Below are 21,158 nucleotides of genomic sequence, written 5' to 3'. Positions count from 1 at the left end.
TAGTCGCATCGATACTACGGCTTCGGGTGGCGCGTTCGGCGGACATGCCCGCACCTGCGTGAGGGCTCCCACCAGTGTGGGTAACACTAACCGGTGGTCGAGATGGCGCATGATGGTTGTGATGACGCACAGGGCTGATGGTTCGGGCGCAACAGTGGGGACCGGGTTGAGCGCGCGGCCGCCCGAGCCGCGGCCGTCGCGCACCTCGCTGGCGGAATCCTTCGCCGGCGCCGATCAGCAGGCCGATGCCGAACGGCGCACCGCCCTGCGCCGGATGAAGGCGGTCGCGCTGGGCTTTCTGCTCGGCGCCACAGTGGTGTTCCTGCTGTGCCGGTGGGCGAACGTGCACGGTGACGCCCCCGCGTGGGTCGGCTATGTCGGCGCCGCCGCCGAGGCGGGCATGGTGGGCGCCCTGGCGGACTGGTTTGCGGTGACGGCCCTGTTCAAACACCCACTGGGCATTCCGATCCCGCACACCGCGATCATCAAGCGCAAGAAAGACCAGCTCGGCGAGGGTCTGGGCACCTTCGTGCGGGAGAACTTCCTGTCGGCCGAGGTCGTCGAGAACAAGCTGCGCGACGCCCAGGTGCCGAGCCGGCTGGGCAAGTGGCTGGCCGAGCCCGCGCATGCGCAGCGGGTGGCCGCCGAAGCGTCGACGGTGCTGCGCGTGGGAGTGGAGTTGCTGCGCGACGACGACGTCCAGCAGGTGATCGACCGGATGATCGTGCGCCGCATCGCCGAGCCGCAGTGGGGTCCGCCGGTGGGCCGGGTGTTGCAGACGCTGTTGGCCGAGAATCGGCAGGAGGCGCTGATCCAGTTGCTGGCCGACCGGGCTTTTCAGTGGTCGCTGAATGCCGGCGTGGTCATCCAGCGGGTAGTCGAGCGGGATTCCCCGACCTGGTCGCCGCGCTTCGTCGACCATCTGGTCGGCGACCGCATTCACCGGGAGTTGATGGACTTCACCGACAAGGTGCGCCGCAACCCTGATCACGAGTTGCGCCGCTCAGCCACCCGTTTCCTGTTCGAGTTCGCCGACGACCTGCAGAACGATCCCGACACCATCGCGCGTGCCGACGCCGTCAAGGAGCAGTTGATGGCGCGGGAGGAGGTGGCGAACGCTGCCGCGACGGCGTGGGCCACGCTCAAGCGGCTGGTGCTCGAGGGTGTCGACGACCCGTCGAGCACGCTGCGCACCCGGATCGCCGACACGGTGATCCGGATCGGGGAGTCGTTGCGGGACGACGCCGACCTGCGCGACAAGGTCGAGGGTTGGATGGTGCGGGCCGCGCAGCACCTGGTTTCGCAATATGGGGTAGAGATCACAGCGATCATTACCGAGACGATCGAGCGCTGGGACGCCGAGGAGGCCAGCCGGCGCATCGAGCTTCATGTGGGCCGTGACCTGCAGTTTATCCGGATCAATGGGACGGTCGTCGGTGCGCTGGCCGGGTTGGTGATCTACGCCGTCGCGCAGCTGTTGTTCTGAGCGGACGGCCGACCGCTTGCAATTGCAAGCACTCCTTCGTAATCTGGATGGTGTACGTGACCACCCCGATCAAGGAGCAACCATGCCGGCGGAGGAGAAGCTGGGCACCAAAGTGTCCACCAAGGCTTCCGACGTGGCCTCCGACATCGGCAGCTTCATCCGGTCGCAGCGCGAGACGGCACAGGTGTCGATGCGGCAGCTCGCCGAGCGGTCCGGTGTCAGCAATCCCTACCTGAGCCAGGTGGAGCGCGGATTGCGAAAGCCGTCCGCCGACGTACTGCGCCAGATCGCCAAAGCGCTGCGGGTTTCCGCTGAGGTTCTCTATGTGCAGGCCGGGATTCTCGAGCCCCGCGACGCCAGCCAGGTGCGGGACGCGATCGTCACCGACGCGGCCATCACCGAGTCGCAGAAGCAGGCTTTGCTGGATGCATACGCCTCGTTCGTTCAGCAGAACGAAGCCGACCTGGCCTAGCCAACCGAGATCGGTGGGCCGCGACGAACCACTCACAACTTCCCGCCGACCCGACCAACCAGGAGGTTCCAGCAAGCCGCGTGACCGACGTCAATCCGCGGGTCTTGACCACCTCCCCAGCAGGAGCCGCCGCTTGCGCCAACTTCCAAATCAAAACTCAATGCTCTGATATCGCAACAGTGAAAGGAATTAGCAATGGCTGAGAACACCAACAACATCGAAGACCTCCGCGCCCCGCTGCTCGCCGCGCTCGGTGCGGCCGACCTGGCGTTGGCCACCGTGAACGACCTGATCGCCAACCTCCGGGACCGTGCCGAGGAGACCCGCACCAACTTGCGGGACCGTGCCGAGGAAACCCGCAGCAACCTGCGCGAGCGCGCCGAGGAGACCCGGACCGACACCCGCAGCCGGGTCGAGGAGAGCCGCGCCCGCCTGTCCAAGCTGCAGGAGGACCTGCCCGAGCAGCTGACCGAGCTGCGTGACCGCTTCACCGCCGAAGAGCTGCGTAAGGCAGCCGAGGGCTACCTGGAAGCCGCCACGACCCGCTACAACGAGCTGGTCGAGCGTGGCGAGGCAGCGCTGGGCCGGCTGCGCAGCCAGTCCGCCTTCGAGGACGCCTCCGCGCGGGCCGAGGGTTACGTGGACCAGGCGGTCGAGCTGACCCAGGAGGCGCTGGGCACCGTGGCGACCCAGACCCGCGCGGTCGGCGAGCGGGCCGCCAAGCTGGTCGGCATCGAGCTGCCCAAGAAGGCCGAAGAGGCTGCCGCCCCGGTGAAGAAGGCCGCGCCGGCCAAGAAGGCTCCCGCCAAGAAGGCCGTTCCGGCCAAGAAGGCTCCCGCCAAGAAGGCCCCGGCCAAGAAGGTCACCCAGAAGTAGTCCGTCCGGGAACCGCACGAACAACTCGACTCCGAGTCGCCCTCGCCTGGGGTGACTCGGAGTCGACGTTTTCCAGGCACCCCGCATAGGCTGGTGGACGTGCACATGGTGAACCTCATCCTGATCGTTCTGAGTATCGCTGTCGCCCTGACCGCGGTTTATGCCTTTGTGCACGCGGCTTTGCAGAGGTCGGACGCTTATATCGCCGCCGAGAAGCTGACCAAGCCGGTGTGGTTGGTGATCCTTGGCCTCAGTGCGCTGCTCAGCTATTTCCTGGGCATCATGGGGACGGTGCTGGCCGCGGTCGCCACCGGCGTCTACCTGGCCGACGTGCGGCCCAAGCTGCTCGAAGTGCAGGGCAAGTCGCACTAGCGGATGAAAATCCTGATCGTCGCGCCGGCGGCGGCGCTGCTGTCGCTGACCGGCGCGGGTCCCGCGGGCGCCGCACCGGTGAATCCGCCGCCCTACATCGACCACACCGAATGGGTGTCCTGGGGACCTGCCAGCCTGCGCGTCTATCCGACGCCGTCGGGTCGTGCCGCGGCCCGCGCCTCGGATCTGCCAGCCGCCGGTCAGGCCTGGGCAGAGGTGCTGGCGCGCTCGCCGCAGGCCGACACCCCCGGGATGCGCGCCCAGTTCGACTGCCACTGGCAGTTCGCCGAACTCGCCCGGCCCGGCAAGACCAGCTGGAATCTGGAGCCGTGGCGACCGGTGGTCGACGACGCGGCCATGGTCGCGGCGGCGTGCAATCCCGGCGGACAGGAGGAACCGTTCTGATGCCCAGCCCGCCGACCCGCAGCCAGCTCGCTGCACTGGTGGACCACACCCTGCTCAAACCCGAGGCGACCCCCGCCGACGTCGCCGCGCTCGTCGCAGAAGGCGCCGAGCTGGGCGTCTACGCCGTGTGCGTCTCCCCGACGTTGGTGCCGGCTGCGGTGCGCGCCGGCGGCGTGCGAGTCGCCGCGGTGGCCGGCTTCCCGTCGGGCAAGCATCTGGGCGCAGTCAAGGCGCAGGAGGCGGTCGCAGCCCTGGACGCCGGCGCCACCGAGATCGACATGGTCATCGACGTCGGTGCGGCCCTGACCGGCGACTTCGATGCGGTGCGTGCCGATATCGCGACCGTGCGGGCGGCCGCCGTCGACGCCGTGCTGAAGGTGATCGTGGAATCGGCCGTGCTGCTGGGCAGCGCGGACGAGGGCGCGTTGACGGCCGTCTGCCGGGCGGCCGAAGATGCCGGCGCCGACTTCGTCAAAACGTCGACCGGGTTCCATCCGGCCGGCGGGGCGACGGTGCGTGCCGTCGAGGTGATGAGCGCCGCGGTCGGCGGGCGCCTCGGAGTCAAGGCCAGCGGCGGCATCCGCACCGCCGCCGACGCGATTGCGCTGCTCGACGCCGGCGCCACCCGCCTCGGGCTGTCCGGCACCCGGGCGGTGCTCGACGGGCTGGATTAACTCACAGGTCGGCGAAGCAGGGATCGGTCTCGCCGGCGGGAATGGTGGCGTTGCGCGACGAAAAGTGGACGATCACGCCGCTGTCGGTGACGTCCACACTGTCGGCCTTGATTCCCAGCGGAAGTTTCGTGGTGAAGTCGGACGTGTATTCGTCGAGCGATGATTGCACCGACTCTTTGGGCAGCTTGAAGCCCAGCGCATTGAAACTTACGATGTCCAGTTTCAACCCGCCGTTGGACACCGTCGGCTTGGCGACGATGTCGTTGAGGGTGCCCTTCAATTCGACCGTTTTGTCGTTGGGATGAGTGGTCACGCTGCGGGTGACGAACTCGCCCACCGCCGGGATCGCGTTCTGCACCGTTTCCTTGATGCCCTCGGAGGTCCAGGTGACGGTGGCGTCGATCGCGCCGATGGTGCCCTTGGAATCGGGCGTGCTGTCGAGCTTGACGTCTCTGATGTCGATCTGCAGCTTCATGCCCTTGGCATCTTTGATCTGGTTGCCGGCCGTCTCGATCGAGATGTTGGTGTAGTGGTCGGTGAGCACCTGCCAGGTGACCAGCGGGGTCACTCCGAACGACGCGGTGGCCTGGTCCTGGACCTTGCAGGCCGTCGCCGCGGCGATCTTGTTGTTCGCTTTGTTACGCACAATCAGTTCGACGAGGATGCCGCCGGCCACCACCAGCGCCAGCACGATGATCAGCACCAGCACGATCGACAGCGGGTCGCGCAACGACCGCTTCTTCTTTTTGACCTCGGCCGGCCCGTCCGTCGGGGTGGCGGTCGGGGTCGCCTGGCCGGCCGTCGGACCGGGCGGCTGCGGCCGGTTGAGCCGGCGCGTACTGGCGTTGCCCAGCGCGAAGTTCTCGGTCGGCTGCGACGACGGTGGGGGATTCTGCGGTCCGCCGCGAGGATCGCCGGACTGCGGCCTCCCGCCGTAGGGGCTGCCCGGTGCCGGGGGTCGGCCGAGCGGTCCCTGGTCGCCCGGACGCGCCCAACCCGACGGGCCGTCGTTGCGTGGTCCCTGCGGAGTCGTCACTCCCGAGATTCTGCCCTATCGAGGGCCGCAAAGTCTGCCCGGTTGTGCAGGACAGCGATCTTCTCCCGGGCCGTGGCCACCGTGTCGAGATCGAGGTCGGCGACCAGCAGTTCCGGTTCGGCGCCCGCCGAGGCCACCACCGCGCCGAACGGAGAGGCCACCAGGCTGCCGCCGACGCCGGTCGGGGCGCCCGAACCGCCGGCGCCGTCACCCGGGTCGGCCTGGCCGGCGGCGGCGATATAACAGGTCGAATCCACCGCGCGGGCCCGCGTCAGCAGCGTCCACTGCTCGAGTTTGCCCGGGCCCGATCCCCAGGACGCGCACACCACGATCAGCTGGGCGCCGCGGTCGGCAAGGTCGGTGTAGAGCGCCGGAAACCGGACGTCGTAGCACGTCGTCAAACCCACGCCGACGCCGTCGACGGTGATCACCACCGGTTGCTGGCCGGGCGCGACGGTGCGTGATTCGGTGAAGCCGAACGCGTCGTAAAGGTGGATTTTGTCGTAGCGGGCGTCGGTGCCCGGCCCGGCCGCGATCAGTGTGTTCGTCACCCTGCCGTCGCCGGACGGGGCGAACATCCCGGCGACCACGGTGATGCCGGCGCTCGCCGCGATCTGGCGGACCCCGTCGGCCCAGGGGCCGTCCAGCGGCTCGGCGACCGGTTTCAGTGACACCCCGAACCGGCACATGGTCGCCTCGGGGAACACCACCAGCGCCGCGCCCGCCTCGGCGGCCCGCTCGGTGTACTCGCGCACCAGCTGCAGATTCTCCGTCGGGTCGGTGCCGCTGAGAATTTGGGCCAGTGCGATGCGCATGGCCGCGAGTTTAGTTCCGGGCGCCCGGCGGGCGACTACGCGCTTTTCGCGATCCAATCCGTGGTGTAGCGCTGCTCGATATTGATCAGCTCCGCCAACTGGGTGCCGATCAGCCGCTCCAGCTTGCCGCCGATCAACGGCACCCGCACCTGCATGGACAACTGCACGGACATGCGGGAGCCGCGGGTGTCGGGGGCGGGCGCCAGGACCGCCGTGCCCCACACGTTCACCGGGGCGCCGACCACCAGGGCCGCGATCGACGCGGTGGCGACCCGGTTGTTGATCGGAGTCCACGTCTCCTCGCGCCGCACCGACAGATCGCCCCGAAGCAGCTGTGTGATCAGGGCGGGCAGGTTCTCGTTCAGCACCGTCTGCACCGTGACCACCTCGATGGTGCCGGTGTCGCCGGACTCCCCGCCGATCCGCAGGGATTCCAGGGTGGCGATGTCGACCGGCGTTTCAGCCAGCCGGCCCAGCCAGTAGGCCTCCTGGTAGAAGGCCCGGTGAACTTCTTCGACGCTGCCCTCGTAGTCGGCCGACATGTCGAATGAACGCGGCATAGCTGCCCAGGCTACCGTTACCAGCGATGAATTCGGCCGATTCCGGTGCGCTGTTCGCCGGTGCGCGCGTCGCCGAATCGGTCCCGCTGGCGCCGCTGACCACCTTGCGGGTGGGGCCGGTGGCGCGGCGCGTCATCACCTGCGTCAGCAGCGATCAGGTCATCGCGGTACTGCACCGGCTCGACACGTCGGGCGGCGGTCCGGTGCTGGTGCTTGCCGGCGGTTCCAATGTGGTGATCGGCGACGCGGTCGCCGACCTGACCGTGGTGCGGCTGGCCAACGACGGCGTTGTCGTCGACGGGCACCTGGTTCGCGCGCAGGCCGGCGCGGTGTGGGATGACGTGGTGCGGCGATCCATCAAGGCAGGTCTGGGGGGGTTGGAATGCCTGTCGGGCATCCCGGGCTCGGCGGGGGCCACCCCGGTACAGAACGTCGGCGCGTACGGGGTGGAGGTGTCCGACACGATCACCCGGGTCCGGCTGCTGGATCGCGGCAGCGGCGAGGCCCGCTGGGTACCTGCCGATGAACTCGGATTCGGCTACCGCAGCAGCGTGCTCAAGCGCGCCGACGGCCTCGACGTGCCGGCGGTGGTCCTGGAGGTGGAGTTCGCGCTCGATCCCGCGGGACGCAGCGCGCCGTTGCGGTACGGGGAGCTGATTGCGGCCCTGCGCACCCAGCCCGGCGAACGCGGCGATCCGCCGGCGGTCCGTGCCGCGGTGCTGGCGCTGCGCGCCCGCAAAGGCATGGTGCTCGACGCGGCCGATCACGACACCTGGAGCGTGGGGTCGTTCTTCACCAATCCGGTGGTCGAGCCGCGGGACTACGCACGGCTGGCCGCTGCGAGCGACACCCCGGTGCCGCACTATCCGGCGCCGGACGGCGTGAAGCTGGCCGCGGGTTGGCTGGTTGAGCAGGCCGGATTCAGCAAAGGCTATCCGGGGGCCGAAGCGCCGTGCCGGCTCTCCACCAAGCATGCGTTGGCGTTGACCAACCGGGGCGGCGCCACCGCGGAAGACGTGATGGTAGTGGCCCGCGCCGTTCGGGACGGGGTGCGTGATGTGTTTGGTATCACACTGAAACCCGAACCTGTCCTGGTCGGTTGCGTTTTGTAACTGCTACTTTCGTGCACAGTTCCCCCGCCGCGCGTTGTTGCGGTGGGGCCACCGGTGTTTCGCCCGGTATCTTTGGATCTCGTGACGTCGTCCAGCAACCCCGCCAAGCCGGGGCCGATCAATCGCCGCATGGCGTTGGCGGCCCTCGGGCTCGGCGTGCTGGCGCCCAGCGCGCTGGCAGCCTGCGGGGGCAAGGTCACCAATCCTCAGGCCGAGCGCAAGGCGCCGCCGTCGGCGCGGCTGAACTTCCAGCCCGCTGATGCCGCGCAGGACGTGGTGCCGGTCGCACCGATCAGCGTGCAGGTCAGTGACGGTTGGTTTCAGCGGGTGGCGCTGACGAACTCGGCCGGTAAGCCGGTCGCCGGCACCTTCAACCAGGACCGCACCGTCTTCATGACCACCGAGCCGCTGGGTTACGACTCCTCCTACTCCTGGACCGGCTCGGCGGTCGGCCACGACGGCAAGGCGGTCCCGGTGTCGGGCAAGTTCACCACCGTGTCGCCGAAGAAGAAGATCGACGGCGGATTCCAGCTCGCCGACGGGCAGACCGTCGGCATCGCGGCGCCGGTGATCATCCAGTTCGACGCGCCCATCAGCGACAAGGCCACCGTCGAGCGCGCCCTGAAGGTGACCACCAATCCGCCGGTCGAAGGCAGCTGGGCATGGCTGCCCGACGAGGCCAAGGGCGCTCGCGTGCACTACCGGCCGCGTGAGTACTACCCGGCGGGCACCACGGTCAACGTCGAGGCAAAGCTCTACGGCCTGCCGTTCGGCGACGGCGCGTACGGCGCCCAGGACTTCTCGTTGAACATCCAGATCGGACGCCGCCAGGTGGTCAAGGCCGAGGTGTCCTCGCACCGTATCCAGGTGGTCACCGACGCCGGCGTCATCATGGATTTCCCGTGCAGCTACGGCGAGGCGGACAAGGCCCGCAACGTCACCCGCAACGGCATCCACGTCGTGACCGAGAAGTACGCCGACTTCTATATGTCCAACCCGGCCGCCGGCTACAGCAACGTGCACGAGCGGTGGGCGGTGCGGATCTCCAACAACGGCGAGTTCATCCACGCCAACCCGTCCAGCGCCGGCGCGCAGGGCAACAGCAACGTCACCAACGGCTGCATCAACCTGTCGACGTCGGACGCCGCCGAGTATTTCCCGACGGCGATGTACGGCGACCCGGTCGAGGTCACCGGCAGCTCGATCCAGCTTTCCTACGCCGACGGCGACATCTGGGACTGGGCTGTGGACTGGGACACCTGGGTGGGCATGTCGGCGCTGCCGCCGCCGGCAGCGCGTCCGCCGGGCTCCCAGATCCCGGTCACCGCACCCGCCACGCCGTCCACCGCGCCCAGCCTGTCGGGCACGCCGACGACGACGACTACGACGACATCGCCTAGCTCTGGGCCTGGTGGTTGAACCTCCGGGTGGCACTGGCCTGGTCGCGCGGCCGGATAATGATCTGATCCAGGTTGACGTGTGCGGGTCGCGACGCGACGAACCCGATGACCTCGGCGACGTCGGCGGCCACCAGCGGGGTCATGCCGGCGTAGACGGCGTCGGCGCGGTCCTGATCCCCGTCGAACCGGACCAGCGAAAACTCGGTTTCCACCGCACCGGGGGCGATCTCGGTCAGTCGCACCGGTTTGCCCAGCAGTTCGCCGCGCAGCGTGCGGTGCAGCGCCCCTTGGGCGTGTTTGGCGGCGGTGTAACCGGCGCCGCCGTCGTAAATCTCAAGTGCGGCAATCGAAGTCACGGTGACGATCAGGCCGTCGCCGGACTCGATGAGTTTGGGTAACAGAGCGCGGATCAACCGTAACGTGCCCAGCACGTTGGTCTCCCACATCCAGCGCCAGTGCTCCAGGTCGGCCTCGGCCACCGGCGCCAGCCCCTTGGCGCCGCCGGCATTGTTGACCAGCACGTCCACTCGGTCCAGGCCCCGGGCCAGCGCCGCGACGTCGGCGTCGCGTGTGACGTCCGCCACCACGGCGGTGCCGCCGAGTTCGGCGGCCAGGGCATGCACGCGATCTGCCCGGCGTGCCACCGGCACTACGTGAAAGCCTTGTGCGGCAAGGGTTCTGGTGGTGGCCTCGCCGATTCCGGAGCTGGCTCCGGTGATCACCGCGACGCGCTGGCCTGGGTCGGGGACAGTCATCGAGACAACTCTAATAAACGGTGCTAAGTTTTCGGTGTGCACCAAAGCGTCTTGTTCCGCACCGCGGCCGCGTGTTTCTACGCGGGCGCGTGTTGTTGTCGCGCAGCTCGCCGCGCCTGAACTGACGCAAGTCACGGGTGTGGCCAGGGACCCGGCCATCGCAACTCGGACAAGGACTGCCAGTGCACTCGACTACTTTCACCCACCAATCCCATCGCCGCGGGCGTATCGCCGGCCCGGCCGGACCGCTGCGCTCGTATCGTCAGGTGGTGCCCCCAGCGCTGCACCTGTCCGACTCCGCGGCGGCGTCGGTGTTCCGGGCGGTGCGACTGCGCGGACCGGTCGGCCGCGACGTCATCGCCAACGTCACCTCGCTGAGCATCGCCACGGTGAACCGCCAGGTGATCGCGCTGCTGGACGCCGGGCTGCTACGGGAACGCGCCGACCTGGCCGTGTCCGGGGCGATCGGACGTCCGCGGGTGCCGGTGGAGGTCAACCACGAGCCGTTCGTGACGTTGGGCATCCACATCGGTGCCCGGACCACCAGCATCGTGGCCACCGATCTGTTCGGCCGCACCCTGGACACCGTCGAGACCCCCACCCCGCTCAGCGCCGCCGGCCCCGCTCTCACCACGCTGGCGCACAGCGCCCGCCGCTATCTGCAGCGTTGGCACCGTCGTCGGGCCCTGTGGGTCGGTGTGGCGATCGGCGGGACCGTCGACAACGCCAGCGGTCTGGTGGACCACCACCGGCTGGGCTGGCGTCAGGCCCCGGTCGGGCCGGTGCTGGCTGACGCGCTGGGACTGCCGGTGTCGGTGGCCTCGCACGTCGACGCCATGGCCGGCGCCGAGCTGCTGCTGGGCATGCGGCGGTTTGCGGCCAACTCCTCGACCAGCCTGTACGTCTACGCCCGGGAGACGGTCGGGTACGCGCTGGTCATCGACGGGCGGGTGCACTGCCCCACCAGCGGCCCGGGCACCATCGCGCCGTTGCCGGTGCAATCGGAGTTGCTGGGCGGTTCGGGACAATTGGAGTCCACGGTCAGTGACGAGGCGGTGCTGGCCGCTGCCCGCACGCTGCGAATCCTGCCCGGCGTAGCCCCGGCGAACCGCACCGGCGCCTCCAGCGCCGCGATGGCGGACCTGTTGCGGGTAGCGCGCAACGGCAACCAGCAGGCCCGCGAGCTGCTGGGGGAGCGGGCCAAGGTGCTCGGCGAGGCCGTCGCCCTGCTGCGCGACCTGCTCAATCCCGACGAGGTGGTGGTCGGCGGCCAGGCTTTCACCGAGTACCCCGAGGGCATGGCGCAGGTGGAGGAAGCGTTCGCGGCCCGGTCGGTGCTCGCCCCGCGCGACATCCGCGTCACCGCGTTCGGCAACCGGGTGCAGGAAGCGGGGGCGGGAATCGTGTCGCTGGACGGGCTCTACGCCGACCCGCTGGGCGCGATGCGCAGGTCGGGGGCCTTGACCACCCAGTTGCCGGACGCCGAGCCCGAGGCGATCGCCAAGTAGCGCCACCGGGTCCGGGCGATCGCGTCCTGTAAAGATGAAGGGGTGCGGTACCCAGTTGTTCGCGACGACGAGAGCGCGCTGACCCGCGTCGCCCTGCTGGCGGTGCACACCTCGCCGCTGGCCCAGCCGGGCACCGGCGACGCCGGTGGGATGAACGTCTACGTACTGCAGACCGCGTTGCACCTGGCCCGCCGCGGCGTCGAGGTGGAGATCTTCACCAGGGCCACCGCGTCCGCGGACCCGCCGATCGTGCGGGTGGAACCGGGGGTGCTGGTGCGCAACGTGGTGGCCGGGCCGTTCGAAGGGCTGGACAAGTACGACCTGCCGACCCAGCTGTGTGCATTCGCCGCCGGGGTGTTGCGCGCCGAGGCTGCCCACGAACCGGGTTACTACGACCTGGTGCATTCGCACTACTGGCTGTCCGGTCAGGTCGGTTGGCTGGCGCGCGACCGCTGGGCCGTTCCGCTGGTGCACACCGCGCACACCCTGGCCGCGGTCAAGAACGCCGCGCTGGCCGACGGCGACGCGGCCGAGCCGCCGTTGCGGACGGTGGGTGAGCAGCAGGTCGTGGACGAGGCGGACCGGCTCATCGTGAATACCGATGATGAAGCGCGCCAACTGATTTCACTGCACCATGCCGATCCGGCACGCATCGACGTGGTGCACCCCGGGGTCGATCTGGAGGTGTTCCGGCCGGGTGACCGGGCGGCGGCCCGCAGCGCCCTCGGGCTCGCGCCGCACGAGCCGGTGGTGGCCTTCGTCGGGCGTATCCAGCCGTTGAAGGCCCCCGACATCGTGTTGCGGGCGGCGGCGCGGCTGCCGGGGGTGCGCATCGTGGTCGCCGGTGGACCGTCGGGCAGCGGCCTGGCGTCACCGGACGGTTTGGCGCGACTGGCCGGCGAACTGGGTATCGCCCAGCGGGTGACGTTCCTGCCGCCGCAGTCCCGCACGGATCTGGCCCGGTTGTTCCACGCCGCGGATCTCGTTGCGATACCCAGTTATTCGGAATCCTTCGGGTTGGTCGCGATCGAGGCCCAGGCCTGCGGCACGCCGGTGGTGGCGGCCGCGGTCGGCGGACTGCCGGTCGCGGTGCGCGACGGCATCACCGGCACCCTGGTGTCCGGCCACGACGTCGGGCAGTGGGCTGATGCCATCGATCACCTGCTGCGGATCGGTGCCGGCCCGCAGGGGTGGGCGATGAGCCGGGCCGCGGTCCAGCACGCGGGCACGTTCTCCTGGGAGCACACCACCGACGCGTTGCTGCGGAGCTACCGGCGTGCGATCGGCGGCTTCACCGCCGAGCGTCAGCGTCGGCGCCGCGATCTGGTTGCCAAGCGCAGGCCGCGGCGCTGGACGGCCCGCCGCGGGGTGGGCGCATGACCGCGCAGGTGCAGCGGCTGATCGAGGATGCGTTGCAGGCCAGCGATCTGACGTACTCGGCGCACGCCGGCGCGCACGGCGGGCTGCCCGGGCTCATCGTGGAACTCCCCGGCGAGCGCAGGCTCAAGACCAACACCATCCTGAGCATCGGCGAGCATTCGGTGCGGGTCGAGGCCTTCGTGTGCCGCAAGCCCGACGAAAACCACGAGGGTGTCTACCGGTTCCTGCTCAAGCGCAACCGTCGGCTCTACGGCGTCGCCTACACGATCGACAATGTCGGCGACATCTACCTGGTCGGTCGGATGTCGCTGGCGTCGGTCGACGCCGACGAGATCGACCGGGTGCTCGGACAGGTGCTGGAGGCGGTGGATTCGGACTTCAACACGTTGCTGGAGTTGGGTTTTCGCACGTCGATCCAGAAAGAATGGGAGTGGCGGGTCTCGCGCGGGGAGTCGCTGAAGAACCTTAAGGCGTTCGCGCACCTGATCGACGACGACGCGTGAGAGACTTTGCGGCATGGGAGACACTGCCACTCTGGTGCTGCTGCGGCACGGCGAGAGCGAATGGAATGCCCGCAACCTGTTCACCGGCTGGGTTGACGTCGGGCTGACCGAGAAGGGCCGGGCCGAGGCGGTCCGCGGCGGCGAGCTGCTGGCCGAACAGGACCTGCTGCCCGACGTGCTCTACACCTCGTTGTTGCGCCGCGCGATCAGCACCGCGCACCTGGCCCTGGACGCGGCCGACCGGCTGTGGATCCCGGTGCATCGCAGCTGGCGGCTCAACGAACGCCATTACGGGGCGCTGCAGGGGCTGGACAAGGCCAAGACGAAAGAGAAGTACGGCGAGGAGCAGTTCATGGCGTGGCGGCGCAGCTACGACACCCCGCCGCCGGAGATCGAGAGGGGCAGCGAGTTCAGCCAGGACGCCGACCCGCGCTACGCCAACATCGGTGGCGGGCCGCTGACCGAGTGCCTGGCCGACGTCGTCGACCGGTTTCTGCCGTACTTCACCGACGTGATCGTCCCGGACCTGCGGACCGGCAAGACGGTGCTGATCGCCGCGCACGGCAACTCGCTGCGGGCCCTGGTCAAGTACCTGGATCAGATGTCCGACGAGGACGTGGTCGGATTGAACATCCCGACCGGCGTTCCGTTGCGTTACGACCTGGACGCCGACCTGCGGCCGACGGTTGCCGGCGGCACCTACCTGGATCCCGAAGCGGCCGAGGCCGGTGCCGCCGCGGTGGCCGGTCAGGGTGCGTCGAAGGGCTGAATCCGGCCGGTAAAGAACAGCTTGCTGAACATCGCGTAAACGCGAGCGGAACACCTGCGCCGAAGCATGTGACTTGTCTGGTTTTAGCCGCGCTCCGCTAGGGCGCCGTTCACCTGATTTGTAGGATTTGGGCTGTGACTGTGTTCTCGGCACTGTTGCTGGCCGGGGTCTTGTCCGCGCTGGCCCTGGCCGTCGGTGTCGCGGTCGGCTTCCGGCTGGCGCGGCGGGTGCGGCAGCCCAGCCAGCAGCCCGCCGAGTGGACGGGTATCACCGTCGCGCAGATGCTGCAGCGAATCGTGGCACTGATGCCGATGGGTGCTGCGGTGGTGGATACCCACCGCGACGTCGTCTATCTGAACGACCGGGCCCGCGAGCTCGGTCTGGTCCGCGACCGCCAGCTCGACGACGACGCCTGGAAGGCCGCCAAGCAGGCCCTGGGTGGCGATGACGTCGAATTCGACTTGGCCACCGACAAGCGCGCAGGTGCCAAGTCCGGACTGTGCGTGCACGGCCACGCCCGGTTGCTCAGCGAGCAGGACCGCCGCTTCGCGGTGGTCTTCGTGCTGGACCAGTCCGACTACGCCCGGATGGAGGCCACCCGGCGGGACTTCGTCGCCAACGTCAGCCACGAACTCAAGACGCCGGTCGGAGCCATGACCCTGCTCGCCGAGGCGCTGCTGGCGTCCGCGGACGACACCGAGACGGTCCGACGGTTTGCCGAAAAGGTGCTCATCGAGGCCAACCGGCTGGGTGACATGGTCGCCGAACTGATCGAGCTGTCCCGGCTGCAGGGTGCCGAGCGACTGACGAACGAGACCGACGTCGACATCGATGCCGTTGTCTCCGAGGCGATCTCACGCCACAAGGTGGCCGCCGACAACGCCGACATCGAAGTTCGCACCGACGCGGCCAGTGGGCTGCAGGTGGTGGGGGACCAGACGCTGCTGGTGACCGCGCTGGCCAATCTGGTGTCCAATGCGATCGCCTATTCGCCGCGGGGGTCGCTGGTCTCGATCAGTCGCCGCCGGCGCGGTGACAACGTCGAGATCGCGGTCACCGACCGGGGCATCGGGATCGCGCTGGAGGATCAGGAGCGGGTTTTCGAGCGGTTCTTCCGTGGCGACAAAGCGCGGTCGCGCGCCACCGGGGGGAGCGGGCTGGGACTTGCCATTGTCAAGCACGTCGCAGCCAACCACGGCGGCAGCATCGGCGTCTGGAGCAAGCCGGGGACCGGATCGACATTCACGCTGTCGATCCCGGCGTCCGAATCCGCTGCGGTGAACACCCAGGACAAGGTGAAGCCGCTGGGCCGGGACCTGAGGCCGGGCAGAGCACAACGAGAGGAAGAGCTGAGTCGATGACCCGCGGTTACGACCATGCAGTGGGAAGCGATGAAGGAGAGTGGCGCAAATGACGAGCGTGCTGATCGTGGAAGACGAGGAATCGCTGGCCGATCCGCTGGCCTTCCTGCTGCGCAAAGAGGGTTTCGAGGCCACCGTGGTGACCGACGGACCCTCGGCGCTGGCCGAGTTCGACCGGACCGGTGCCGACATCGTGCTACTGGACCTGATGCTGCCGGGCATGTCCGGGACCGACGTCTGCAAGCAGCTGCGGGCCCGCTCCGGGGTGCCGGTGATCATGGTGACCGCGCGCGACAGTGAGATCGACAAGGTGGTCGGTCTGGAGCTCGGCGCCGACGACTACGTGACCAAGCCCTACTCGGCGCGCGAGCTGATCGCCCGGATCCGGGCGGTGCTGCGCCGGGGTGGCGACGACGACTCCGAGATCAGCGACGGGGTGCTGGAGTCCGGCCCGGTCCGGATGGACGTCGAACGGCACGTCGTGTCGGTCAACGGGGACACGATCACGTTGCCGCTCAAGGAGTTCGACCTGCTGGAGTACCTGATGCGCAACAGCGGGCGGGTGCTGACCCGCGGCCAGCTGATCGACCGGGTCTGGGGCGCGGATTACGTTGGCGACACCAAGACTCTCGACGTGCACGTCAAGCGGTTGCGGTCCAAGATCGAGTCCGATCCGGCCAACCCGGTGCATCTGGTGACGGTGCGGGGGCTGGGCTACAAGCTCGAGGGGTGATCCGGCGGCCGGTATCGGCCGTGTTCGGTGACGACGGCGGAGATCAGCTCGGCCGGGGTCACGTCGAAAGCCGGATTGAAAACGTCGGCGTCCGGCGGGGTGATGGCGGCGCCGCCGAACATGCGCAGTTCTTCGGGCGCGCGTTCCTCGATGGCGATCTCGGCCCCGCTGGCCAGCGCGGTGTCGACGGTGGACGAGGGGGCGACCACGATCAGCGGCACCCGATGATGGTGCGCCACGACGGCTAAGCCGTAGGTGCCGATTTTGTTGGCGACGTCGCCGTTGGCCGCGATCCGATCGGCGCCGACGAGCACACAGTCCACCAGGCCCCGTGCCATCGCCGCGGCCGCGGCGCCGTCGGGTTGCACCCGGTAGGGCACGCCGGCCTGGGCCAGCTCCCAGGCGGTGAGGCGGCCGCCCTGCAGCAGCGGGCGTGTCTCGTCGACCAGCACCGACTCGACCAGGCCCCGTTCGTGCAGGTGCCAGACGACGCCCAGCGCGCTGCCCCAGGCCACGGTCGCGAGATGGCCGGCATTGCAGTGGCTGAGTAGCCGCAACGGCCGCCGCGGGCATACCTCGAGCAGGATCTGCGCGGCGTGGGCCGATGCGGCGCGGTTGAGACGTTCGTCCTCGTCGAGGATCTCCAGCGCTTCGGCCAGCACGGCCGCGCCGCCCTGGTCGAGTTTGGCGAGGGCCCGGGCGACACCCCAGCTGAGGTTGACGGCGGTCGGCCGGGCCGTGGCGACCCGTCGGGCCGCGACCGGAACGTCACCCCCTTCGCGGGCAGCGAGCACAACGCCGAGGGCCCCCGCCGCGCCGAGTGCCGGCGCTCCCCGCACCGCCAGCCGGCGGATCGCGTCGATCAGCTCGTCGACACTGGTCAGCCGCAACACCCGGTAGTCGGTCGGCAGGGCGGTCTGGTCGATGATCGTGACGGCATCGCCGTCCCAGTCGATGGTCCTGCGCATCAGCCGACCCTAGCGTCCGGTCAACGTCCAACGATCTGATCGGCCACCGCCAGCGCGAGCGCCATGATCGACACCTGCGGGTTGACCTCAGGGCAGCTGGGCAGGATCGAGGCGTCGGCCACCCACACGCCGTGCACGCCGCGTAGTCGGCCGGCGGGATCGACCGGGCAGAGCTGATCGTCGGCGCCGGCGGCCGCGGTCCCGGTCGGGTGAAACGCGGACAGGTGCAGACTGCCGGGATCGGCCCCGGCCAGCACCTGCTGCAGCTCGGCTGCCGAGGACACCGTCATGGCGCCGGGCAGGCCGGTGAGCACTTCGACGGCGCCGGCAGCGAACAGCAGGCGACCGATCGCGGTCAGCGCCACCCGCAACTTGGCGACATCGGCCGGCGCGATGTCGTAGCGCACCAGCGTCTGGCCGCGCACCGAGTGCACCGAGCCGACGCCCCGGTCGGCCACCAGCGCACCGAAGGTGGCGATCTGCGGTGCCCGGTCCAGCCAGTGCAGCAACTGGGCGCCGAAGCCGGGGAAGACGATCGACCCCATTCCCGGCGGCGTGGACGTCGCCTCGATCAGCACGCCGTCGGACTCGTGGAATTCATGCACGGCCGCGCTCTGCAGCACACCGCGCCAGGCGTAGACGTCGTCCTCGAAGCGGCCGGCGAGCAACGTCGCGGGATGCAGTGCGAGGTTGCGGCCCAGTCGCGGATGTCCGCCGATCCCACTGCGCTGCAACAACATTGGTGTCTCGGTCGCGCCGGCGGCGATCACGACGGTGGCGGCGAGGACGTCGATCGCGGTGCCATCGGGACGACGTGCACGGACGCCCCGGGCCCGTCCGTTCCGGTGCAGCACCCGTTCGGCGCGCGCGTGGGAGACGATCCGTGCCCCGGCTGCACACGCCTGCGGCAGGGCGTTGAGGTGGACGCCGAACTTCGCGTTGTGCGGGCAGCCGATCGCGCACTGGCAGCAGCCCCCGCAACCCGGCGCGTTGCGGGGGATCGGTGCCGCCCGCCAACCCAGCGTGTCGGCGGCGTCCAGCAGAAGATCGCCGTTGCGGCCCAACATATTTCGTGGTGACGGAGCCACCTGCAGGGTGCGCTCCACCTCGTCGAGGTAGCCGGCCAACCGGTCGGGGTCGGCCAGGCCGAGACCGAATTCGTCGCACCAGCGCCGCTGCACCGCGACCGGTGGGCGAAAGCAGGTGCCGGAATTGACCACGGTGGTACCGCCTACCGCGCGGCCCATCGGCAGCACCACCGAGGGGCGACCCAGCGCGATGGTGGCCCCGGCGCCGCGGTACAGGCCGGCGTAGCGGTCGATCGGGTGGGTGGTGCGGAATTCCTCCACCGTCCAGCGGCGTCCCTCCTCGAGCACCACCACCTCGAGGCCGGCACGGGCCAGCGTGCGGGCCGTCATCGCGCCACCGGCGCCGGAGCCGACGATCACCACGTCGGCGGTGACAACGGAGGCGCTCTCGGTGGCCGGGGTGACAGCCAGCGGCGCATCCGGGCGCACCGCGCCTTCGTGCTGGGCGCGGGACAGCAGTTCGGCCGCGTAGCTGTCGGCACCGTTGGCCAACAGGCCGACCACCTTCATGCCCTCGACCGCCGCCCGGACGTCGGCGCCCAGCGCGGCGACGCGGTGCAGCACCCGTTCCCGCTCGGGCGGCCGCAGGCGCGCCAGGGACCGGCCGGTGGTCAGGTAGCTCGCCGCCGCCAGCGACAGCAGCCCGGCCCGTACCGCCAGCCGCGAGGGGCCGGGAAGCTGCGCCAGGTAGCGGTCGACGCGTTCGGCGAACTGCGCCGGCGCAGGGCCGCCGTGCTCCTCGGGCAGCAGCGCAGTGCCGAAGGATGCCGTCGCCCGTGCCGCCAACCGGGGGCTCACGAGCGCGCAGCGACCTGCCGCCCGAGGGCGCGGCCCAGCTTGAGGAAGAACGGATACGTCGCGAAGATGCCGCCGGCAGTGGCGTGCGCGGGCCAGTTCAGCTCGTCGGTGGCAACGTCGAAAAAGCCGCTGTTCCACATGAAGTCGCGTCCGTTGCGGGCGCGGAACGGACGCCACAGGAAGCCCAGTCCGGGCACGTTGTGGTACAGGCCGAATGACCCGGCGAAGAATACGCCGAGCACCGCGGCCTCCACGAGGTCGCGGCGATGCGCGGGAAAGCGGCGTTCGATCAGCACGCCGGAGGCGAACAGCAGCGGTGGGTCCAAGGCGAAACTCATCAGGGTGTCCTCTCATTGACCGGTGGTGCCTGGTCGCCGCGCAACCCGACCTCGGCATGGCCGGTGCCCAGCACCGACCACTGCCGTTCGCCGAGTTCGATGTGGATGTCGGCCTGCTCGGTGTTGGTGCATACGCATCGGCCACCGTCGGGATCGGTGTACTCCAGGCTCACGCAGCGCTGCGGCGGCTGGTCGACCCGGATCAACAGCGCGCGGCCGCCGATCCGCCCCTCCAGCTGCCAATGCCACAGGCCCAGCGTGGTGCGCAGCCGCAGCGAGGGCGAAAGCACTGCCGGCCAGTCTTTTCCGTCGATACGGAAGCGCACGAAAGCCATCGGCGGCAGACGGTTGAGTCCCGGCTTGTGCGACTGTGCGGTGACGACTTCCACGACATCGCCGCCACCGAGGTCGGCGTGGAGCCAGCCCCACCGCTTGGCGTTGCCGTGCCCGTAGATGTGCGCGACGTTGCCGCGCCAGCGGTCCACTCGCGACGTGGTGCCGTCGATGGTCAGGCAACCGGTGAAGTCCGCGGTGGGCGCTGCCACCACCTGGGCGCCGGGTAGCAGTTCGCGTTCCCACAGCAGGCGCGGAAACGTCCACAGCGGCGCCGCGGTGTCCGTCCAGGCGAGCTGCCAACCGATCGAACCCGCTTGGCCGGCAAGCGTTTCCGGCGCCACCAGAGCGCCGGCTGCCGCGAACCACGCGGTGCCGCCGGTGGGTTCGACGGGTGCGGGACCGAACCGCTCGGTGCGCGGTGGGCCTTCGGGCGCGAACCAGGTCACCCAGCCGTGGGCGTACGGACTCCCGTGCGTCGGTGCGACGGTCTCACAGTGCACCCACAGTCCGGCGCGGGTGTCCGGATCGGAGAGGGTGGCGTACCACACCTCCAGTCGCCCCGGGTCGCCCCGCCAGCGCGGGGCCACGGCCGAGCGCATCGCGTCATCCATCACGTGCCTTCCGGTCGGGAACACGCGGCGGTCAAATACGCCGGCGCGGTCCGGTCGCCTTCTATAATTGGTTGAGCCAATGAACCAGTCAAGTCCGATACCCCCGCCGGATCGACAGCGAGTCGATGAGCAGATCGCCGCGTCGATGGCCGACGCGATCCTGGACGGCGTTTTCCCGCCCGGCTCGACCCTGCCGCCGGAGCGCGAACTGGCTGATCAACTCGGGGTCAACCGGACATCCCTGCGGCAGGGTCTGGCCCGGCTGCAGCAAATGGGACTGATCGAGGTCCGGCACGGCAGCGGCAGCGTGGTTCGTGATCCCGAGGGCCTGACCCATCCGGCGGTGGTCGAGGCGCTGGTGCGCAAGCTCGGGCCGGAGTTCCTGGTCGAGTTGCTGGAGATCCGCGGCGCCCTGGGCCCGCTGATCGGCCGGCTGGCGGCGCAGCGCAGCACCACCGCGGATGCCGAGGAACTCACCGCCGCGCTGGACCGGTTACGCGGGGCGGATACGGCCGCCGCCCGGCAGGCGGCCGACCTGGCCTACTTCCAGGTGTTGATCCACAGCACCCGCAACCGCGCGCTGGGTTTGCTGTATCGCTGGGTGGAACAGGCGTTCGGCGGTCGCGAACACGAACTCACCGAGGCCTACGACGATGCCGAGCCGGTGGTCGCCGATCTGCAGGCGATCACCGGCGCAGTGCTGGCGCACGACGCGGATGCCGCCGCGGCGAGCGTGGCGGCCTACCTGAATGCCAGTGCGCTGCGCATGGTCCTGGTCTACACCAGAAGGAACAGCGTCTGA

General features: G+C 69.5%; 23 protein-coding genes. 15 read left to right on the top strand and 8 right to left on the bottom strand.

Translation table 11 applies throughout. The annotated features are described in order from the left end of the window. Positions 1 to 118 precede the first annotated feature (118 nt). From AC5Y6Y_RS20765 to deoC, 6 genes are all read left to right on the top strand, one after another. The gene (locus AC5Y6Y_RS20765; RefSeq protein ID WP_463825970.1) at positions 119 to 1,486 is read left to right on the top strand and encodes a DUF445 domain-containing protein; all 1,368 of its coding nucleotides are present in this window, start codon (positions 119 to 121) and stop codon (positions 1,484 to 1,486) included. An 82-nt stretch (positions 1,487 to 1,568) separates the two neighbouring features. Further along, positions 1,569 to 1,958, top strand: a complete 390-nt coding sequence (locus AC5Y6Y_RS20760; protein WP_463825630.1) for a helix-turn-helix domain-containing protein — start codon at positions 1,569 to 1,571, stop codon at positions 1,956 to 1,958. Positions 1,959 to 2,153: 195 nt separating this feature from the next. Continuing rightward, positions 2,154 to 2,834, top strand: a complete 681-nt coding sequence (locus tag AC5Y6Y_RS20755) for a heparin-binding hemagglutinin (protein ID WP_463825631.1) — start codon at positions 2,154 to 2,156, stop codon at positions 2,832 to 2,834. Positions 2,835 to 2,939: 105 nt separating this feature from the next. Continuing rightward, positions 2,940 to 3,206, top strand: coding sequence for a DUF2516 family protein (locus tag AC5Y6Y_RS20750; protein WP_463825971.1), 267 nt, complete (start codon positions 2,940 to 2,942; stop codon positions 3,204 to 3,206). A 3-nt stretch (positions 3,207 to 3,209) separates the two neighbouring features. After that, a complete protein-coding gene (locus AC5Y6Y_RS20745; RefSeq protein WP_463825632.1) occupies positions 3,210 to 3,611 on the top strand; it encodes a DUF2599 domain-containing protein in 402 nt (133 codons plus the stop codon). Next, positions 3,611 to 4,285 (top strand): deoxyribose-phosphate aldolase, encoded by a 675-nt coding sequence (gene deoC / locus AC5Y6Y_RS20740; protein ID WP_463825633.1) that lies wholly within the window; start codon positions 3,611 to 3,613, stop codon positions 4,283 to 4,285. Before AC5Y6Y_RS20745 ends, deoC begins: the two co-directional genes overlap by 1 nt. Before the next feature lies 1 nt (position 4,286). On the opposite strand, the gene AC5Y6Y_RS20735 is transcribed toward deoC, so the two are convergent. From AC5Y6Y_RS20735 to AC5Y6Y_RS20725, 3 genes are read right to left on the bottom strand one after another with little or no spacing between them, the layout of a single operon-like run. Then, positions 4,287 to 5,321: an LmeA family phospholipid-binding protein gene (locus AC5Y6Y_RS20735; RefSeq protein ID WP_473139421.1), complete on the bottom strand. Its 1,035-nt coding sequence runs from the start codon at positions 5,319 to 5,321 to the stop codon at positions 4,287 to 4,289. Next, entirely contained in the window at positions 5,318 to 6,136 is an 819-nt protein-coding gene (locus AC5Y6Y_RS20730; RefSeq protein WP_463825635.1) for a carbon-nitrogen hydrolase family protein, read from the bottom strand. The genes AC5Y6Y_RS20735 and AC5Y6Y_RS20730 overlap by 4 nt, the downstream gene beginning before the upstream one ends. A 35-nt stretch (positions 6,137 to 6,171) precedes the next feature. After that, on the bottom strand, positions 6,172 to 6,696 hold the full coding sequence (locus AC5Y6Y_RS20725; RefSeq protein ID WP_463825636.1) for a DUF2505 domain-containing protein: 525 nt from the start codon (positions 6,694 to 6,696) through the stop codon (positions 6,172 to 6,174). Positions 6,697 to 6,722: 26 nt separating this feature from the next. On the opposite strand from AC5Y6Y_RS20725, the gene AC5Y6Y_RS20720 reads away from it, so the two are divergent. After that, the gene (locus AC5Y6Y_RS20720; protein ID WP_473139420.1) at positions 6,723 to 7,808 is read left to right on the top strand and encodes a UDP-N-acetylmuramate dehydrogenase; all 1,086 of its coding nucleotides are present in this window, start codon (positions 6,723 to 6,725) and stop codon (positions 7,806 to 7,808) included. A 72-nt stretch (positions 7,809 to 7,880) separates the two neighbouring features. After that, positions 7,881 to 9,227 (top strand): L,D-transpeptidase, encoded by a 1,347-nt coding sequence (locus AC5Y6Y_RS20715; RefSeq protein WP_473139507.1) that lies wholly within the window; start codon positions 7,881 to 7,883, stop codon positions 9,225 to 9,227. Here the strand turns inward: AC5Y6Y_RS20715 and AC5Y6Y_RS20710 are convergent. Next, positions 9,205 to 9,963, bottom strand: a complete 759-nt coding sequence (locus AC5Y6Y_RS20710) for an SDR family NAD(P)-dependent oxidoreductase (RefSeq protein WP_473139419.1) — start codon at positions 9,961 to 9,963, stop codon at positions 9,205 to 9,207. The genes AC5Y6Y_RS20715 and AC5Y6Y_RS20710 overlap by 23 nt on opposite strands. Positions 9,964 to 10,145: 182 nt before the next feature. Here AC5Y6Y_RS20710 and AC5Y6Y_RS20705 point away from each other — a divergent pair, with 182 nt between their 5' ends. From AC5Y6Y_RS20705 to regX, 6 genes are all read left to right on the top strand, one after another. Next, a complete protein-coding gene (locus AC5Y6Y_RS20705; RefSeq protein WP_463825640.1) occupies positions 10,146 to 11,471 on the top strand; it encodes an ROK family protein in 1,326 nt (441 codons plus the stop codon). A gap of 42 nt (positions 11,472 to 11,513) precedes the next feature. After that, the gene (gene mshA / locus AC5Y6Y_RS20700) at positions 11,514 to 12,851 is read left to right on the top strand and encodes a D-inositol-3-phosphate glycosyltransferase (protein ID WP_463825641.1); all 1,338 of its coding nucleotides are present in this window, start codon (positions 11,514 to 11,516) and stop codon (positions 12,849 to 12,851) included. After that, entirely contained in the window at positions 12,848 to 13,354 is a 507-nt protein-coding gene (locus tag AC5Y6Y_RS20695; protein ID WP_463825642.1) for a type III secretion system chaperone family protein, read from the top strand. The genes mshA and AC5Y6Y_RS20695 overlap by 4 nt, the downstream gene beginning before the upstream one ends. A gap of 13 nt (positions 13,355 to 13,367) precedes the next feature. Next, a complete protein-coding gene (locus tag AC5Y6Y_RS20690) occupies positions 13,368 to 14,123 on the top strand; it encodes a phosphoglyceromutase (RefSeq protein ID WP_473139418.1) in 756 nt (251 codons plus the stop codon). Positions 14,124 to 14,257: 134 nt separating this feature from the next. After that, positions 14,258 to 15,484 (top strand): sensor histidine kinase, encoded by a 1,227-nt coding sequence (locus AC5Y6Y_RS20685; protein WP_463825644.1) that lies wholly within the window; start codon positions 14,258 to 14,260, stop codon positions 15,482 to 15,484. Positions 15,485 to 15,533: 49 nt separating this feature from the next. Then, positions 15,534 to 16,217 carry a two-component sensory transduction protein RegX gene (regX, locus tag AC5Y6Y_RS20680; RefSeq protein WP_463825645.1) on the top strand — a complete coding sequence of 228 codons (684 nt, stop codon included), beginning with the start codon at positions 15,534 to 15,536 and terminating at the stop codon, positions 16,215 to 16,217. Here the strand turns inward: regX and mtnA are convergent. Genes mtnA through AC5Y6Y_RS20660 form a run of 4 tightly spaced genes read right to left on the bottom strand, consistent with a single transcriptional unit; the run spans position 16,199 to position 20,356 of the window. Beyond that, on the bottom strand, positions 16,199 to 17,185 hold the full coding sequence (gene mtnA / locus AC5Y6Y_RS20675; protein ID WP_473139417.1) for an S-methyl-5-thioribose-1-phosphate isomerase: 987 nt from the start codon (positions 17,183 to 17,185) through the stop codon (positions 16,199 to 16,201). The genes regX and mtnA overlap by 19 nt on opposite strands. A 20-nt stretch (positions 17,186 to 17,205) precedes the next feature. Next, positions 17,206 to 19,071: a GMC family oxidoreductase gene (locus tag AC5Y6Y_RS20670; protein WP_473139416.1), complete on the bottom strand. Its 1,866-nt coding sequence runs from the start codon at positions 19,069 to 19,071 to the stop codon at positions 17,206 to 17,208. Beyond that, positions 19,068 to 19,409: a hypothetical protein gene (locus AC5Y6Y_RS20665; RefSeq protein ID WP_473139415.1), complete on the bottom strand. Its 342-nt coding sequence runs from the start codon at positions 19,407 to 19,409 to the stop codon at positions 19,068 to 19,070. The genes AC5Y6Y_RS20670 and AC5Y6Y_RS20665 overlap by 4 nt, the downstream gene beginning before the upstream one ends. Then, positions 19,409 to 20,356 carry a tocopherol cyclase family protein gene (locus tag AC5Y6Y_RS20660; protein WP_473139414.1) on the bottom strand — a complete coding sequence of 316 codons (948 nt, stop codon included), beginning with the start codon at positions 20,354 to 20,356 and terminating at the stop codon, positions 19,409 to 19,411. The genes AC5Y6Y_RS20665 and AC5Y6Y_RS20660 overlap by 1 nt, the downstream gene beginning before the upstream one ends. A gap of 79 nt (positions 20,357 to 20,435) precedes the next feature. On the opposite strand from AC5Y6Y_RS20660, the gene AC5Y6Y_RS20655 reads away from it, so the two are divergent. Next, entirely contained in the window at positions 20,436 to 21,158 is a 723-nt protein-coding gene (locus AC5Y6Y_RS20655) for a FadR/GntR family transcriptional regulator (RefSeq protein WP_463825650.1), read from the top strand.

This window comes from Mycobacterium sp. NGS24, assembly GCF_059813065.1.
This window is presented reverse-complemented; position numbering and strand designations above follow the sequence as displayed.